The 14,784-nt window shown below is 69.3% G+C and carries 23 protein-coding genes and 1 pseudogene; 5 read left to right on the top strand and 19 right to left on the bottom strand.

The annotated features are described in order from the left end of the window. Nucleotides 1-22: 22 nt before the first annotated feature. From JEQ17_RS40760 to JEQ17_RS40705, 12 genes are all read right to left on the bottom strand, one after another. Nucleotides 23-361 (bottom strand): hypothetical protein, encoded by a 339-nt coding sequence (locus JEQ17_RS40760; protein WP_200399922.1) that lies wholly within the window; start codon nt 359-361, stop codon nt 23-25. Between the two features lie 109 nt (nt 362-470). Then, entirely contained in the window at nt 471-800 is a 330-nt protein-coding gene (locus JEQ17_RS40755) for a hypothetical protein (protein ID WP_200399921.1), read from the bottom strand. After that, nucleotides 797-1,171 carry a DUF6197 family protein gene (locus JEQ17_RS40750; RefSeq protein ID WP_200399920.1) on the bottom strand — a complete coding sequence of 125 codons (375 nt, stop codon included), beginning with the start codon at nt 1,169-1,171 and terminating at the stop codon, nt 797-799. Before JEQ17_RS40750 ends, JEQ17_RS40755 begins: the two co-directional genes overlap by 4 nt. Nucleotides 1,172-1,274: 103 nt before the next feature. Continuing rightward, nucleotides 1,275-1,565, bottom strand: a complete 291-nt coding sequence (locus JEQ17_RS40745) for a hypothetical protein (RefSeq protein ID WP_200399919.1) — start codon at nt 1,563-1,565, stop codon at nt 1,275-1,277. Then, on the bottom strand, nt 1,562-1,726 hold the full coding sequence (locus JEQ17_RS40740) for a hypothetical protein (protein ID WP_200399918.1): 165 nt from the start codon (nt 1,724-1,726) through the stop codon (nt 1,562-1,564). The genes JEQ17_RS40745 and JEQ17_RS40740 overlap by 4 nt, the downstream gene beginning before the upstream one ends. Further along, nucleotides 1,723-1,926, bottom strand: coding sequence for a hypothetical protein (locus JEQ17_RS40735; protein ID WP_200399917.1), 204 nt, complete (start codon nt 1,924-1,926; stop codon nt 1,723-1,725). Before JEQ17_RS40735 ends, JEQ17_RS40740 begins: the two co-directional genes overlap by 4 nt. Before the next feature lies 1 nt (nt 1,927). Next, a complete protein-coding gene (locus tag JEQ17_RS40730) occupies nt 1,928-2,146 on the bottom strand; it encodes a hypothetical protein (RefSeq protein WP_200399916.1) in 219 nt (72 codons plus the stop codon). Further along, nucleotides 2,143-2,322, bottom strand: a complete 180-nt coding sequence (locus JEQ17_RS40725; RefSeq protein WP_200399915.1) for a hypothetical protein — start codon at nt 2,320-2,322, stop codon at nt 2,143-2,145. The genes JEQ17_RS40730 and JEQ17_RS40725 overlap by 4 nt, the downstream gene beginning before the upstream one ends. Beyond that, complete coding sequence (locus JEQ17_RS40720) at nt 2,319-2,723, bottom strand: hypothetical protein (RefSeq protein WP_200399914.1); 405 nt, start codon at nt 2,721-2,723, stop codon at nt 2,319-2,321. Before JEQ17_RS40720 ends, JEQ17_RS40725 begins: the two co-directional genes overlap by 4 nt. Continuing rightward, on the bottom strand, nt 2,723-3,454 hold the full coding sequence (locus JEQ17_RS40715; protein WP_200399913.1) for a hypothetical protein: 732 nt from the start codon (nt 3,452-3,454) through the stop codon (nt 2,723-2,725). The genes JEQ17_RS40720 and JEQ17_RS40715 overlap by 1 nt, the downstream gene beginning before the upstream one ends. Beyond that, entirely contained in the window at nt 3,451-4,002 is a 552-nt protein-coding gene (locus JEQ17_RS40710) for a hypothetical protein (protein ID WP_200399912.1), read from the bottom strand. Before JEQ17_RS40710 ends, JEQ17_RS40715 begins: the two co-directional genes overlap by 4 nt. A gap of 104 nt (nt 4,003-4,106) precedes the next feature. Beyond that, the gene (locus tag JEQ17_RS40705) at nt 4,107-4,394 is read right to left on the bottom strand and encodes a hypothetical protein (RefSeq protein ID WP_200399911.1); all 288 of its coding nucleotides are present in this window, start codon (nt 4,392-4,394) and stop codon (nt 4,107-4,109) included. A gap of 511 nt (nt 4,395-4,905) precedes the next feature. On the opposite strand from JEQ17_RS40705, the gene JEQ17_RS40700 reads away from it, so the two are divergent. The 3 genes from JEQ17_RS40700 (at nt 4,906) to JEQ17_RS40690 (ending at nt 7,397) form a co-directional block, all read left to right on the top strand. Further along, a complete protein-coding gene (locus JEQ17_RS40700) occupies nt 4,906-5,364 on the top strand; it encodes a hypothetical protein (protein WP_200399910.1) in 459 nt (152 codons plus the stop codon). 158 nt (nt 5,365-5,522) lie between these two features. Next, on the top strand, nt 5,523-5,972 hold the full coding sequence (locus tag JEQ17_RS40695) for a hypothetical protein (RefSeq protein ID WP_200399909.1): 450 nt from the start codon (nt 5,523-5,525) through the stop codon (nt 5,970-5,972). A 15-nt stretch (nt 5,973-5,987) separates the two neighbouring features. Next, nucleotides 5,988-7,397, top strand: a complete 1,410-nt coding sequence (locus tag JEQ17_RS40690; RefSeq protein ID WP_200399908.1) for a tyrosine-type recombinase/integrase — start codon at nt 5,988-5,990, stop codon at nt 7,395-7,397. Nucleotides 7,398-7,403: 6 nt separating this feature from the next. Here the strand turns inward: JEQ17_RS40690 and JEQ17_RS40685 are convergent. Both JEQ17_RS40685 and JEQ17_RS40680 read right to left on the bottom strand, forming a co-directional pair. Next, a pseudogene (locus JEQ17_RS40685) lies at nt 7,404-7,886 on the bottom strand (DUF6397 family protein); the annotation flags it as partial. 124 nt (nt 7,887-8,010) lie between these two features. Beyond that, nucleotides 8,011-8,424 (bottom strand): roadblock/LC7 domain-containing protein, encoded by a 414-nt coding sequence (locus JEQ17_RS40680; RefSeq protein WP_200399907.1) that lies wholly within the window; start codon nt 8,422-8,424, stop codon nt 8,011-8,013. A gap of 96 nt (nt 8,425-8,520) precedes the next feature. Here JEQ17_RS40680 and JEQ17_RS40675 point away from each other — a divergent pair, with 96 nt between their 5' ends. Further along, nucleotides 8,521-8,949 carry a PPOX class F420-dependent oxidoreductase gene (locus tag JEQ17_RS40675; protein ID WP_200399906.1) on the top strand — a complete coding sequence of 143 codons (429 nt, stop codon included), beginning with the start codon at nt 8,521-8,523 and terminating at the stop codon, nt 8,947-8,949. Between the two features lie 36 nt (nt 8,950-8,985). On the opposite strand, the gene JEQ17_RS40670 is transcribed toward JEQ17_RS40675, so the two are convergent. From JEQ17_RS40670 to JEQ17_RS40650, 5 genes are all read right to left on the bottom strand, one after another. Beyond that, nucleotides 8,986-9,588: a GTP-binding protein gene (locus JEQ17_RS40670; RefSeq protein WP_200399905.1), complete on the bottom strand. Its 603-nt coding sequence runs from the start codon at nt 9,586-9,588 to the stop codon at nt 8,986-8,988. Nucleotides 9,589-9,660: 72 nt separating this feature from the next. Beyond that, nucleotides 9,661-10,074 (bottom strand): DUF742 domain-containing protein, encoded by a 414-nt coding sequence (locus JEQ17_RS40665; RefSeq protein WP_200401982.1) that lies wholly within the window; start codon nt 10,072-10,074, stop codon nt 9,661-9,663. 18 nt (nt 10,075-10,092) lie between these two features. Beyond that, entirely contained in the window at nt 10,093-10,530 is a 438-nt protein-coding gene (locus JEQ17_RS40660; RefSeq protein ID WP_200399904.1) for a roadblock/LC7 domain-containing protein, read from the bottom strand. Next, nucleotides 10,527-13,094 (bottom strand): sensor histidine kinase, encoded by a 2,568-nt coding sequence (locus tag JEQ17_RS40655; protein ID WP_200399903.1) that lies wholly within the window; start codon nt 13,092-13,094, stop codon nt 10,527-10,529. Before JEQ17_RS40655 ends, JEQ17_RS40660 begins: the two co-directional genes overlap by 4 nt. A gap of 62 nt (nt 13,095-13,156) precedes the next feature. Then, nucleotides 13,157-13,930, bottom strand: a complete 774-nt coding sequence (locus JEQ17_RS40650; RefSeq protein WP_200399902.1) for an MHYT domain-containing protein — start codon at nt 13,928-13,930, stop codon at nt 13,157-13,159. A gap of 179 nt (nt 13,931-14,109) precedes the next feature. Between JEQ17_RS40650 and JEQ17_RS40645 the strand changes: the two genes are divergently transcribed. Further along, entirely contained in the window at nt 14,110-14,709 is a 600-nt protein-coding gene (locus JEQ17_RS40645; protein ID WP_200399901.1) for a class I SAM-dependent methyltransferase, read from the top strand. The last annotated feature ends 75 nt before the right edge of the window (nt 14,710-14,784 follow it).

The raw sequence follows: 14,784 nt of genomic DNA, 5'->3' as shown, positions 1-14,784 counted from the left end.
AACGCCGCGTCTATGGGGTTGGTCAGTTGGCGATGAGCAGGCCGCTGGTCTTCTCCATGAGCCGGTCGTAGTAGCCGGTCAGGTCGAAGCCGGGGTCGGTGCGAAGCTCGGTGGCGGGCCGCGTCCAGTCGGCGCAGTCGGCAACCTGGTGGGCGCCGTTGATGGCGTCCTCCTGGCTCGTGAAGGCGGCCATCGCGAGTCCGGAGTGGTGGCCGAGCCGCCACGGGTGGCTCTTGCCGTCCGGGTGGCGGAGCTCTTCCGGCTCCTCGTACACCCGCAGACCGGGCACGGGCTCGATCGCCAAGACAAGGACGGGTGTTGCCGTCCGGGTGGCCTTCACCTCGTGGGTGGAAGCGTTCACGGGATTCCCTTCCGTGGGATGCTGCTGGTGGACTCCCGCCTGTTAGCCCCAGGCGGGGGTTTCTTGCGTTGCCGGGCCGCGAGCCGGTGTCATCTGGCGGCCCGGCAAGTCAGGTGGTGGCGCCTGCGAGTTCCGGCTCGGCCGCGGTGACGATGGGGATCTTCTGCGTGTCCTCGCTCGACACCTCGATCAGCCGCTCCAGCTCGGCGATGCGCTGGTTCTTCTGCTGGAGCGCCGTCTTCTGCCGGTGGATGAGCTGCTTGTCGAGGAGCCGCTCGCCGTCGGTGATCTCGGCCTGCGCGGTCAGGGCGCGGCAGCGGGCGGTGATGGCCATGAGGCGGTTCCGGTACCAGGCGAGGTCGGCGCGGACGGTCGCCACTTCCTGCCGCAGCCGCACGTTGTCCGCGCCCGCCCGGCGCCGGCCCGTGCCCCGCTTCACGCCGCCACCTCGCGAAGTGCGTCCGCGGTATCCCGCAGCAGTTCGAGGGCCGCGTCTTTGCCGTTACCCGGGTAGTCGCACCAGGTCGCCACCGACGGAGCCTCGATGCGGGCCTCCACCGCCTGCTCGGCAAGCCGGGTGAGCGGGTCGCCGCCGACGTGCCGCGGGGTGCCGTGAACAGCGACGTTGATCGCGCCGATGACGTCGACCTGGCACCTGTCGAGCGCCATCCCGCCACTGGCCTGACGGACGCTGTACAAGTACCTCTTGCAGTAGCCGACCGTCTCGATGTGGTCGGCCGCCAGGTCGAGGACTGCGGCCACATCGGCGGCGGTGGGCTCGGATACCTCGGTCAGGGTCTGTGTACTCACTGCCCCTCCTCAATGTCGTCGGTCACGCGGAAGGTGTGGATGACGCCAGCCACGAAGGCGGCCAGCAGGACGAACGGGGCGATACAGAGGGCGAGCGTCTCGATCACGGCTGGCCTCCTTTCAGACGGGCGTTGACGGTTTTGGCCTCGTCCAGGTCGGCCTCAAGGAGGCCGATGACGGTAAGGAGGAAACGGACGTCGTCCTGCACGGCCGAGTCGCAGGCGATGGCCTGGCCGGCGAGCTGTGGGTAGTCGTCGTCGAGCGGGTGCGGATGCTCGGCCGCGACCCGGTCGGCGACGTGAACGGCGGCGGCACGGTCCCGCTTCTGCTGCTCAGCCGGCTTGAGTCGGGGGATGAACAGCGCGGCCCGCGACTCGATCTCCCGGCCGCTCACGACGCGGCCTCACTGTTGAGGCGCACGCAGAGCTGCTCCCATGTCTCTTCCGGCTCCGTTTCCTGCGACTCGGGGATGCCGAGCCAGTGGAGAAGGCCGGGCACCAGGACGACGGCGCCGGTGGCGAGGAGCGCGTCCATGGACGGTGGCGGGCCGGTCACGACGCCACTCCCTGCGGGTGGGTGAGCCGCCAGCGGCGGAAGTTCGCGTACCGGACGTGGACCTTGTCGACGGCGTCCAGGTATTCGGCGGTGGTCCACGGCTTCAGTCCGCGGGCCCGCCGCTGCCACTCCAGCTCGACGGCTACCAGTGAGGCCTCTTCGAGGTCCTCCAGCCGGCGCGGCTCCACGACGGTCGCCATGTCACGCCACCACCTGGAGGGCGCGGGCCCGGTGGTTGGCGGCGGCCTGCGCGGTGACGTCGGCGAGCTTGTCGAGGGTGGCCTGGTCGGAGCCGCACAGGCTGATCGCAACAGCCGTGCCGAGAACGATGACCTGATGGCCGTCCTTGTCGTCGAGGACGATGAGGTCCGGCTCGTCACCGAGGCCCATCAGGCTCTGAGAAACGCGGGGCTGCGTCACGACGCCTCCTTGGTGGTGGTGTTGGTGCCGTCGAAGAAGGACCGCAGGCGTGCGGCGGACTCCTCGGCCCGCTGCTCGTTCTGCCGGGCAACCAGATCGGCGATCTGCTGCTGCACCGTCGCCAGCGGCACGTCGGCGCGGGTGATGGGCGGCGGCGGGGACTGGAACGGCTTCACGAGGCGTCACCGGCCTGGGCTCGGGCGATGGTCGCCTGCCGCTCCCTGTCGGCGGCCTCGCGGTAGCCGTCGACCTTGCTCGGGTCGGAGGTAGTGTCGGCGAGGAGCCGGAGCATGGCCTCCTTCGCCGTCAGGCCACGCGCCATCAGCTGCGGCTCGGGCTCCTCGTCGGCCGGTCGAAGGATCGGCATCAGCGCATCGGCGTTGCTCTCGTAGCAGCGCTCACAGTCGGGGCAGCCGCGGTCGCCCGGCTCGAAGCCGCACTCGCCGCAGAACGCGCCAGCACCCGACAGGGCCTGCTTGATCTGCTCACGGATGGCCGCGTCCGTCACGACGTCCGCCGACATCGGGATGCCCGACTTGGCGATCGCGTCCGCGGTCTTCTGGCTGTAGGCGGGCATCAGGCACCTCCGGCGGGCAGGCAGTCGAGCGCGTTTCGGATCGCGGTGCGGGCCGCCTCGTTGTCGTGCATCGCCTTGTTCCAGCGGCAGTTGGCGCACCAGAACTCGGCGGGCTCAGGCTTCGACTGGAAGTCCCGGCACAGTTCGTTCGGGTTCCGCGGCACGTTCCGGGCGGCGCTGGCCTCCGGGCTCGTGTCCGTGGCGCTGATGACGTCCACGTGGCTGAGCGCGATGCAGGCGCCGTGTCCGTCGACCCAGACGACGTCGGTGTGGCCGCCGAGGACCTCGGCCTTGCTGCGGGTGCGGGTGATGAGCCGCTTGTCGCCGGGGTGATCCTCCGGGCGGCATCCCGGGTAGGCGAACACCGGAGTGCCGACCTTGTAGCGGGAGTTGAAGGCGTCGACCCGGCGCTGAAGCTCGGCCTGCTCGTCCGCCTTCTTGGCCCGGTACTCGGCCGCAACCTTCTCCCGGTGCGCCTCAATCAGCGCACGGGCATCGTCGTCGGTGATGCCAGCCTCACGCAGCGGCAGGCACGGCCAGGGGATCGGATCAGCAAAGCTGTCCTCGTCATCCGGCGTGCAGTGTGTGCAGTAGAAGCCGCCGAAGAGCAGCTCGTCCCAGTCGTGGAGCTTCAGGAGGTCGGCCAGTTCGGCGTTGTCCTTGAGGACCGTCAACTCGTGGCCGCGCGTGTCAGCGGCGAAACGGGCAGCGGAAGCGGAGTAGTCGGTCATCGGGTGCCGCCCGTCTCACCGAAGCGGATCAGGTTGGACGGGTACGGGCCGCCGCCCTTCAGCGGGTCGATCCCGGCGGCTGCGTTCCGGACTGTCGATGCGGTCTCGGTCTGTGCTCCGAGCGCGACGTCCAACTTGGCCGCCGTCATACGCATGTCCTTCGCGGCTTCCTCGACCGCACGGTTGCCGATCGCCCGCTGGTAGTTGAGGTGCACGTCCTTCGCGATGTGGCGGCGCACGAACTCGTCGACCTCGGCAGGAGTCGCGTGGAACCGCGACGGTGGCCGAACCTCCCCGCTCTCGCCAGCCAGGCGGTTGAGGAGCCCGTAGACCTGCATCTTTGCCGTGTGGGCGTCCCGCAGCGGCTCGCCGTAGGAGCTCTCAAGGACTGCAGCAGAAGCGTCCTTGAGCCACACCTTGCGCAGCTCATCCAGCAGACGGCGGGCGTCCTGCTCGCCGTGCGTCATGGACTTACCGGTCGTCAGCAGCTCGATCGCGAGCTCCTCGACGGTCTTGCGCTCAGTCGGCGTCTGGGATGATTGAGGCACGTGAAGCACCTTTCGTTTCGAGAGGGTGAGGTGTGGATCGCGCGGCTTCTGCCGCGAGGCCCCGGCTGCCGGACTGGACTCCGGCGGTGGGGGCCGACTGGTGGTTAGGCGGCGGCGCGGGCCGGCTCGGCCGGGCGGCTGTTGTGGAGCTGCTCCGGGTCGGGGCCAAGACCGCCTTGCGCGTCGTGCCAGGCCTGGATTTCGGCGATCAGCCAGACGGCCTTGCGGTTCCGGGTCTCAGAGGGAGGGCCGGGGCACTGGCCGGTTCGGCGCTGTATCGACCGGTCCTTGTAGAGCGTCTCGATCGAGCGGCCTGACAGGCGGGACGCCTCGTTGATGTAGACGAAGCCGGGCGGGGCCGACTGCTTGAAGTGGGGGGCCTTCCGGGGCACGGTTACTCCTCTGTGAGGTGGTGTTTCGTAGTCGCGGTGACGCAATTTGGCGTCACTGGGGGCGCGAAAAGGTTGTGGAGGCTGCACCCGAACGCCCTCACGAGTGCGTGGGCGACGAGTACGTCTGCGTTGTCCTGGGTTCCGTCGGCGAGCTTCTGGATCAGGCCGGGGCTGACGCCTACGGTTTTCGCCAGGGTCCGCACCGTGAACGGAATGTTGGTCCACGGGTTTTCCATGAGCCATCTGAACTGCTCGGCGGATTTGAGCGTGTAGCGCGGTCGACTCAATGGATCTCCAGTGGTGCGGAGTGGCCTCGGCTTGACCTCAGTAGACCACTAATCGCGTCAGGCTGTCTACAGATTGGGTCACTCAGGTTGCGTGCCCCTCCTCCGGTTCCGGCCATATAGCATTGATCTGTAGACACTTCGTCTACGGACGAGGATGGTTGTAGGGACTGACCTGCTAGTTTTCCCAGCGCACACCACACTCCCTAGATACAAACGGTGGAAGAGTGACCCGAGAGGACGATCAGGACATGACGGCTGCGGCGCCCGCGCCCGACTCCAGCACGACCGCGCCCACCCCCACCGGTCCCCTCTCCCAGCTCATCCAGGACGCCATCGACACCGGCAAGAGTCTCCGCGACCTCGGCAAGGTCGCCATCGATCCAGAGTCCGGAGAGCGCATCTCCTGGCAGTACTTCCAGAAGCTCATCAAGAACCCGCCGGCCAGTGCACCCAGCCCCGTTCAGATGCGGGCCATCGCCGCGGCCCTCGGCAAGCCCTACCGGCGCATCCAGGAAGCCACCGCCAAGCAGTGGCTCCAGTACGAGGCGACCGAACTCGCCGGGTATGGCGATGAGATGCGCATCATCGTCGCTCACCTGTCGGGTCAGCCGGAGTCCGAGAAGCGGCGCTGGCGGATGATGATCGAGGCTGCGGAAAAGGCGCAACGCGAGTCTGACGAGTAGCACACTCGTGGCGCCCGATTCGTGCGCGACCGGCATTGTCCGTAAGTAGACATTTCTTCAACGGATTGTCGGGCACTCCCTGTAGACGTAACCTTCACCAACCGTGCACTTCCGGCCGATCTGGCCAGGGCTGCACCGTTGCGTCACGGGGAGGTTGCATGTTGGACGTCGCGTACAGGGCAGTCGATGACCTGCCGCCGGGGAGACTGGCGCGGATCGACGAAGACCGGGGCCGGATACGAGTCCGCCTCGACAGGCGCGAGCCCCTCCACAAGGTGGTGTCGCAGCTCAACGTCGAGATCGACCAACTCATGAAGACGGCCCGCTGGTTCCAGCTGTGGGACGACGAGATCGTGTCCGCCAACACGCCCGGCCGGCCGCTCCGCATCGAATACATGCTGAGCCCCGTCATCCCCTCCCAGATGGGCGTCGGCGTCGCCGAGGGCAAGGGCCTGCTCCGCGTCCACATCTGTCCGGGCCTCGATGTGATCTCGTTTGCGGCTTCAATGAACCCCGCAACGAAGGAGCATCTGGACGGTGGACACTGGTTCCAGTTGTACGGCGGGGAGATCATCGACAACTCGCCGGAACCCATGAACAGGGTGTAAGCGAGCGGGGGCGCCATGGCGGGCTACATCGAAGACCGCTGGTTCAAGAAGGACGCCAGCGGCAAGCGAACCATCCGTACCGACCGCTACGGCCAGGGCAAGCGCTACAAAGTCGCGGGAATCCCGGGCGTGCGCGCGCGATCGTTCCCCGACAAGCAGAAGGGCGCTGCGGACGACTGGCTCGCCACCGCCCAGGCGGAGAGCCTCAAGGGCGAATACGTCGACCCGCGCGACGGCAACATGCTCCTGCGCGAGTACGCCGAGAAGCACTGGTGGCCGGCCCGGACCGGAGACCCGGCGACGCTCGAAACCGTCAGTCGCCGCCTCCGCAACCAGATCCTCCCCTATCTCGGCAGTCTGACGCTGCGGCAGATCAAGGTCGAGACCCTGCGGAAGTGGCTCAAGGATCTCGAAGGCGTCATATCCCCCGGCACGGCCGTGGTCGTCTGGGGTTACCTCACCAACATCCTCGACTGCGCTGTCGATGACGAGCGCATCCGCAAGAACCCCTGTCGGGCTCAGACCATCAAGGCGCCCACCAAGCCGCCGAACAAGGCGCGCGCCTGGACGCGCGAGCGAGTCGCCGCCGTACAGGCGGAGTTGCCGCCCCACTATCAGATCCTCGTGGACATCGGCTCCGGCGCCGGCCTACGCCAAGGGGAGGTCCTCGGCCTCGCCGAGGATGACGTCGACCTGGAAGCCGGCGTCATCCGGGTGCAGCGGCAGGTCCGCAGCGTCGGGAGCAAGATGGTGTTCTCGCTACCCAAGGGGAACAAGACCCGCATCGTGCCGATGCCCGACCATCTTGCGGCGCACATCAGAGAGCATCTGGCCGCCTATCCGGCGAAGCCCGTAACGCTGCCGTGGAAGGATCCGCGGCCACCGAAGACCAAGGTCGAGGCGAAGGAGCGCGCGCCGCAGACGCACCGGCTGCTGGTGACCAACCGCAACGGCTCCGCGGTGCGCGCGAACATGTGGAACGAGCACTACTGGAAGCGGGCGCTCGCCGCGGTGGGGATCATCCCCGAGCCGGAGAAGGTGAAGCGGAAGACTGGCCGCGGGAACCGCCTCGTCTACGTAGCCGCGCACGATCTCGGCTTCCACTGTCTGCGGCACACGTTCGCGAGCGTACAGCTGGACGCGCGGGAGAATCCCGTGGCAGTCTCGAAGTGGCTGGGCCACGCGGACGCCTCGATCACGCTGAAGGTGTACGGGCACTTCCTGCCCGAAGCGGACGGCCGGGGCCGGCAGGCGATGGACGCCTGGTTCGCCAGTGACTCCGCTTCCTCGTCTCACTCCCCCAGCGCTCCCCCCGAGCACGATCACGATGCGGGGGAGGCGGTTTCACTCCCCAGCGAGACACCCTCCGACAGCGACGCGCGGCTCCCCGATTCGGCATCTGACCTGCACGAAGATGCTGCGTGAGGTCTCGGCGAACTGCCGCAGCTCCTCTGCCAGATACAGCCAGACGACGGCCCTGTAGCGGTTCAAATAGAACTTGACAGGCACGACGAATCCCAGGCGTGCGAACCTCGTGAACCGGGCTGCCGTCACATCCATGAGGGCCGCGCCCTCCGACGTACCGACCGCCTTGACGCGTTTCTTCAATCCGTCCGGGAACCCGTCCTCGGACATCACCCGGTCGATCTCCGCGCGGGCCACGCGGCGCCCTCCGCCGCCTTCGTCCGGGACGGTTCGGATGCAACCAAGTCGTACGGCGAGGTCGAACTCGCCTCGTTTGAGCCCCAGCTCTCGTGACGCGCGGCTCTGTGCGAGCGTCGGCCGGGTCTGTGCGAGTGTCTGCCGGGCCGCTGTGGCGGCGGCCGGATTCGCCCCGACGACGGTGGCGTTCACAAGATCGGCAGCGGTGTTCGCGCCGGGCGTGACGGACTGCGTGATGGTGTTGCCGGACATGGTGGTTCTCCCCCGTAGCAGCGGTGCGCACTGGCGTGCGCTTGCTTCGAGAAAAACCGTAGCCGGTTCGCCGCGATGTCCGCCGAGCCTGTGGATAACTCCGACGGCCAAGCGTTTGTGCAGGTCAGAGATCGATCGAGGGTGAGTGTTCCGGCTGGCGGGCATCGACGTGGAGGTGTTCGCCGACGCGGTTGACGAGCAGCGTCATCTCGTACGCGACCTGGCCGATGTCGGCCTCCGCCGCGCTGAGCACGCACAGACAGCTGCCGGTTCCGGCCGCCGTGACGAAGAGCACCGCGTCGTCGAACTCGATCATCGTCTGGCGTACCCGGCCCGCGCCGAAGTGCCGGCCCGACCCCTTGGCGAGGCTGTGCAGGCCCGAGGAGACGGCGGCGAGATGCTCGGCGTCCTCTCGCCTGAGCCCCGTGCTCGCCCCGGTCACCAGGCCGTCGTTCGACAGCACCAGCGCGTGTCGTACGTGCTCCACACGCTGGGTCAGGTCGTCCAGCAGCCAGCCAAGTCCCTGGTTCTCAGCCATGATCCGTCTCCCCGTGGATATGTGGCTCCCCCTGGCCGGAGGATCCGATCAACCAGCCTTCCCCACCACCGCCGTCCGGGCAAGGAGGATAGGGGCATGGCACACAAGATGACCGATGAGGAATGGCGGGCCTTCGTCTCGAACGGCACCCGCACAGGCAAGCTGTCGACCGTCCGGGCCGATGGGAGCCCGCATGTGGCACCGATCTGGTTTCTGCTCGACGGGGACGACCTGGTCTTCAACACGGCGAAGACCACCGTCAAGGGACGGAATCTGGCGCGCGACGGCCGGGTCGCCGTGTGCGTGGACGACGACCGGCCGCCCTTCGCGTACGTCGTCCTGCAGGGGCGCGCCCGGATCTCGGAGGACCTCGACGAACTCCGGCTGTGGGCGGGGCGGATCGGAGGCCGCTACATGGGCGAGGAGCGGGCCGAGGAGTTCGGCGCCCGCAACGGCGTGCCCGGCGAACTCCTCGTACGTGTGAGGATCGAGAAGGTCCTCGCGGAAGGCGGCGTCGCGAACTGAGACCGCCTTCGCGGCGGGTGAGCGAAGCTCCTCGTATCAGCCGACCGAGTCGAGCAGCCGGGCGGTGTGCATCCGCCCGGCGTACTCGACGAGGCGTATCAGCACCTCCTTCCCGGAGTCGCGGTCACGGGCGTCGCAGAGCACCACGGGCGTTCCCTTGTCGAGGTCGAGGGCGCGTGACACGTCGTGGGCGCCGTACGTCCGCGAGCCCGTGAAGCAGTTGACGGCCACCACGAAGGGGATGTGCCGGTGCTCGAAGTAGTCCACCGCGGGGAAGCAGTCCTCCAGTCGCCGGGTGTCGGCGAGGACGACGGCCCCGAGGGCACCTTGCGACAGCTCGTCCCACAGGAACCAGAATCGGTCCTGGCCCGGTGTGCCGAAGAGGTAGAGCGACAGGCCCGACCTGATGGTGATGCGGCCGAAGTCCATGGCGACGGTCGTGGTGACCTTCTGGTCCACCCCGTCGGTGTCGTCCACCGACTGGCCCGCCTCGCTCAGCAGTTCCTCGGTGCGCAGCGGCCTGATCTCACTGACCGCGCCCACCAGGGTGGTCTTGCCCACGCCGAATCCGCCGGCGACGAGAATCTTCAACGCCAGGGCCGTCTCACCGCTCGTGGCGTCGGAGTGTTCGGAGACCATCGATCACTTCTCTCGGGAGTGCCGACCGCGGTCGGCATCAGTACGTGTGTGGAAGGGGGTGTGATCCGTCATCTACAGGGCTCTCAGTCCTTCGATGACCTCGCGCAGGATGCGCTCGTCCGGAAGTTGCGCGGGCGGCACCGGGCGGCTGACCTTGACGCAGCCGAGTTCCAGAAGGTCGCCGAGGAGCACGCGCACCACGCCCACGGGCAGGTCGGCGTCCGCGGCCAGTTCGGCGACCGACTGGGTCTCGGTCCGGCAGAGTTCGACGAGGACTCTGTGCTCCGGCCCGAGTCCCGTGTCGTCGCGGACGTCTGGTGCCCCCGTGTCGAGTGAGACGAGCGCGATCAGGTCGAAGCGCACCCCGGTCGGGCCGGACTTGGTGCGACCACCCGTCATCGCGTAGGGGCGGACGAGCGGCCCGGCCTCGTTGTCGTACCACTGGCTGCCCGCCTGTTCAGGAGGGCCTGTCCGGTCCTCGGCCATGTGTGCCGGCATCGTCGGTCACCCGGCCGCGGGCGGGTGAGCGGCGGAGCGGGGCGCCGAGTAGAGGTGCTCCCCCACCCGTTTGACCAGGAGCGCCATCTCATAGGCGACCAGGCCGATGTCGGCCGTCACGGCGCTCAGGACGGCCAGGCAGGAGCCTTCTCCGGCGGCCGCCACGAACAGGAAGCCGTCGTCCATCTCCACCATGGTCTGGCGCACGCCACCGGCACCGAAGTGACGGCCTGCACCCTTGGCCAGGCTGTGGAAACCGGAGGCGATCGCGGCGAGATGCTCCGCGTCCTCGCGCCTGAGGTCACCGGAGGCGCCGACCGCGAGCCCGTCGTTGGACAGCACGACGGCATGCCGCACTTCGGCGACGCGCAGCGCCAAGTCGTCCAGCAGCCAGTCGAGTTCGCCGGACCGTTGGGCGGTCCCCATGCCCGGTTCCTGGATCATGCGGGGTCTCCTTCACTGCTGTCGCTGCCCGCTACGGGGTCGGGGGTGGCGCCGCGACCGGGTGTACGGCCGCCGCCGCGGGTCCACCCCGCGCGATAGGCCGCCATGCGGTCCCGTACCGCCTCGGGGGTGCGCTCGTCGTCCTTGTGAGGCGCGGCTTCCGCGGGCTCGTCGGATCGTCGTTCACGCAGTTGCGGGGCGAGGCTGGCTTGTCGTACGCGCCGTGGGAGTTCGTCGGATTCCACGGAGTCGTCCTCGGGTCGGTGCAGGCGCAGGGTGGTGACGCCGGGCGGCGGACGGTCTTCGCGCTTGCCTTCGGACGAGGCTTCCGCCTCGATCGGTATGGGAGGCACCAGGGCGGGCCGCTCGTTCAGCGCCCCTACGGAACGTGTCTCCGCGGAACGTGCCTCTACGGAGTCGCGTTTCGGGGCGGGGCCGGGCACGCGCGCGTACATACGTTCCGGGGCCTTTTCCTGGCCCGCCCGGCGGCCACCGGAACGTTCCTCCGCGGCGGCCTGCAGGAGTGGCGTGGGCAGCAGGACGACAGCGGTGGTACCTCCGTAGGGCGAGGTCCGCAGGTGGACCTTGATGCCGTGGCGGGCCGCGAGCCTGCTGACCACGAAGAGGCCGAGCCGGTCGCTGTCGAAGAGGTCGAAGGCCTCGGACTGCTCGATGCGACGGTTGGCCTCGGCGAGGGTCTCCTTGCCCATGCCGAGCCCGCGGTCCTCGACCTCCACGGCGTAGCCGTTGCCGACCGGCTCTCCGGTGACGCGCACCCGGGTGTGGGGCGGTGAGAACTGGGCGGCGTTCTCGACGATCTCGGCCAGCAGGTGCGTGAGGTCCGCCACCGCGGCTCCGACGACCGAGGTCTCGGGAAGCTGTCGTACCTCCACGCGCGCGTAGTCCTCGACTTCGGAGACGGCGGCACGGACCACGTTCGTCAGGGAGACCGGCATGCGCCAGGCGCGGCCGGGAGCGGCTCCGGAGAGGATGATCAGGCTTTCCGCGTGGCGTCGCATGCGGGTGGTGAGGTGGTCGAGCCGGAAGAGGTCGCTCAGCTCGTTGGGGTCGTCGGAGCGGCGCTCCATGGTGTCCAGCAGGCTCAGTTGGCGGTGGACCAGAACCTGGCTGCGGCGGGCGAGGTTGACGAAGACTCCGGAGATGCCGCTGGCGAGTTCGGCGCGCTCGACCGCGGCGCGCAGTGCGGCACGGTGCACGGTGGTGAGGGCTTCCGCGACCTGTCCCGCCTCGTCCTCCGCGGGTGGTCCTGGCGGGGCCTCGGCACGGACGTCGATCTCCTCCCCGGCGCGCAGTTTCCGCATGGCGTGCGGGAGTTTGCGCCGGGCGATCTCCAGGGCGGTGTTGCGCAGGCTCACCAGCTCGACCACGAGGCCGCGTCCGATGCGTACGGAGATGACGAGCGACGCGGCCACGGCGACGAGTCCCAGCAGGACCGCGGCACCCGCCGGGGCGAGCAGACCGCGCCGGAGCGGGTCGGCGCGGTTCGCGACACCACTGCCGGCGTCCTCTTCGATCGTTCGCATGTCGTCCTGCACGCGCGCGTGTGCCGCGTTCCAGGTCTCCTCGGGGGCGGCGCCGAGTGCCCTGCCGCCCGGACCGGCCGCGAGCACGTCGTGCTCGACGGCGTATACGTCGGCGTACGCGCTGCCCTCGACGAGGCCCTGCCAGGCGACTCGTTCGGAGCCGCGCAGATCGGCGACGGCCGACTCGGTGAGCAGCCTGCGTGTGTCGACCGCGCCGGTGAACATCCGGAGCCGCTGCCCGTCGAGGGTTCCGGCGAGCCGGGCACTCGTGAGTACCGAGTCCTCCTGTGCGAGGGACTCACCCGCCCGTGAGAATTCGAGCAGCACGCGCGCGTCGGAGCCGATTTCCGCGTCCTGGATGCCGGTGAGCGCGCCGCCCACCGAGAAGGCTGTCGCGATGGTCTCGGTGTACCGCTCGTGCGTCTCGTGCCAGCCGGCCCTCCGGTCGAGTACGGCGGTCCGCAGGGAGCGGAGCTGTTCGGCTCCGGTGACGAACGTTTCGAGGCGATCGGCCACTCCGGAGGGCAGTTCCTCGCTGTCGGCGACGGTGCTGTGGTCCCCGAGCCGGAGTTTCGCCACGGCCCGGTCGGTGCGTGCCGTCAGCTTCTTGAGGTCGCTCGCCCGGTCGGCGGCGGGTTTGGTCGCGTAGCCGACGGCGGCGGCGCGTTCTTCCTGGAGTGCGGCGACGGCCGCGGCGACCGGGGCACGCACCTGGGAGTCCACGCGTTGCAACTGGCGCAGCCTGGAGACGTCCTGAGCGGTCGTGACGGTGGCGTACGCCCAGAGTGCGAGCAGGGAGACGACGGGCACCATCAACAGGCAGACGATCTTCGCCCGCACGGTCCGGGGACGCAGGCTCCAGCCTCCCGCGCGCGTGGGTGCGTCACCGGGCGCCATGTCGGCGGATTCCTCCGGGCCGGAGCCCTCGTCGGCCGGCGGTCCGGCGTGCGCGCGGCGACCCCGCACCGGGGTCGGCGGTGTCCGGGAGTCGTCTGTCGGGGTCCTACGGGGTGTACGCATGGCCTCCTCGCTCGGAGTGGTTCGGGGGACGCGCCCGCCGGGTCGCCGGTCCGGGCCCTGCGCTAGCGGGCGGCGCTCTCGACGGGCCGCTGGGCCGAGGCGGAGGCCTCCCGCTCCCCCGCCGTCGGGGAGAGCGCGACGAACGCCGATGTCAGGAAGAGATAGGACCCGAGGCCGACGGCGAGGGGGAAGATGAACTGCATCGCCGTGGCCCCGGGCAGGAGGTCGCCGGAGGGCGAGACCCGCACACCGACCGCGATCATCCCGGTGTAGTGCATGCTGCTCACCGCCCCGCCCATGACGAGGGAGGCGACGGCGACAGCGATCGGCGCCTTGATGTTCAGCGCCGCCCACAGGGCCGCGGTCGCGGCGACGACGGCGATCAGGACGGAGATCCCGACGAGTACGGGATCGTAGGTGACATCGCCGTGCAGCCGGAGTGCGGCCATGCCCAGGTAGTGCATGCTCGCCACGCCGAGCCCGGTGGTGAGCCCGCCGAGCACCAGCGCGCGACCGCGGTCGCGGCCGTATCCGACGGCGAACACGCCCGCGCCGACGACGACCATGGCGACGAGCAGGCTGAGCATGGTCAGTGGCACGTTGTAGCGGATGTCGGTGCCGCTGACGCTGAAGCCGAGCATCGCGACGAAGTGCATCGTCCAGATGCCCGTGCCGATGGCGGAGGCCGCGGTGAGCAGCCAGTTGCGGCGCGACCGCCCCGAGGCACCGAGCGCGCGGACCGTGCAGCGCAGTCCGAGGGCGGCGCCGATGCAGGCCATCACGTACGACAGCACGGGGGTCAGCCAGCCGAAGGTGGCGTGGTCCAGGTGTCCCATGGCTCCGGGACGCTAGTCCCGCCCGGAGCGCACAGAGGGGGCGCGTTTCGAAAGGTGGTGGAATATGGCGCAGCAGTACACCGGAACGATCGCGTCACGCTCGAACATGCACGCCGTGCCGTTGTCCGTGTCGGCGTTCGATCGCGTCACTCACCCGTCGGTGCGAGATCATGCGGTGCATGAGCGACGACCACACGCATGTCCAGGAGTTCTTCGGGGCCCGCGCGGCCGACTGGGACACCCGGTTCCCCGACGACGGTCCGGTGTACGCGGCGGCCGTCACCGAACTCGGGCTGCGGGAGGGCGACCGGGTGCTCGACGCGGGCTGCGGTACGGGTCGGGCCCTGCCGCCTCTCAGGGATGCCGTGGGCCCCTCCGGAGTGGTCCTCGGCGCGGACCTCACCCCGGCCATGCTGGAGGCCGCGGTACGGGCGGGCCGTGACCGGGTCGGACAGTTGCTGCTCGCCGATGTGGCGGGGTTGCCGCTGCGCTCGGAGTCCCTCGACGCCGTGTTCGCGGCCGGCCTCGTCGCCCACCTTCCCAACCCCTCGGAGAATCTGCGGGAGTTGGCGCGGGTCGTAAGGCCCGCCGGAACACTGGCGCTCTTCCACCCGATCGGCCGGGCGGCCCTCGCGGCGCGCCAGGGCAGGCGGATCACACCGGACGACCTGCGGGCGGAGGCCAACCTCCGCCCACTCCTGTCGGGCTCCGGCTGGCGTCTGGCCTCGTACGTGGACGAGGACTCCCGGTTCCTCGCGCTGGCCGTACGCCTCCCCTGAGGCCGCGTATCGGGAGGTTCCTGCGACCTGGAGCGTCCCATCGGCCTCAAGCCCTCCCATCGACCTGATGCCATC

This window comes from Streptomyces liliifuscus, from assembly GCF_016598615.1.
Lineage (GTDB): Bacteria > Actinomycetota > Actinomycetes > Streptomycetales > Streptomycetaceae > Streptomyces > Streptomyces liliifuscus.
The sequence above is the reverse complement of the archived record's forward strand: the minus strand, read 5'-3'. Positions and strand labels throughout refer to the sequence as shown.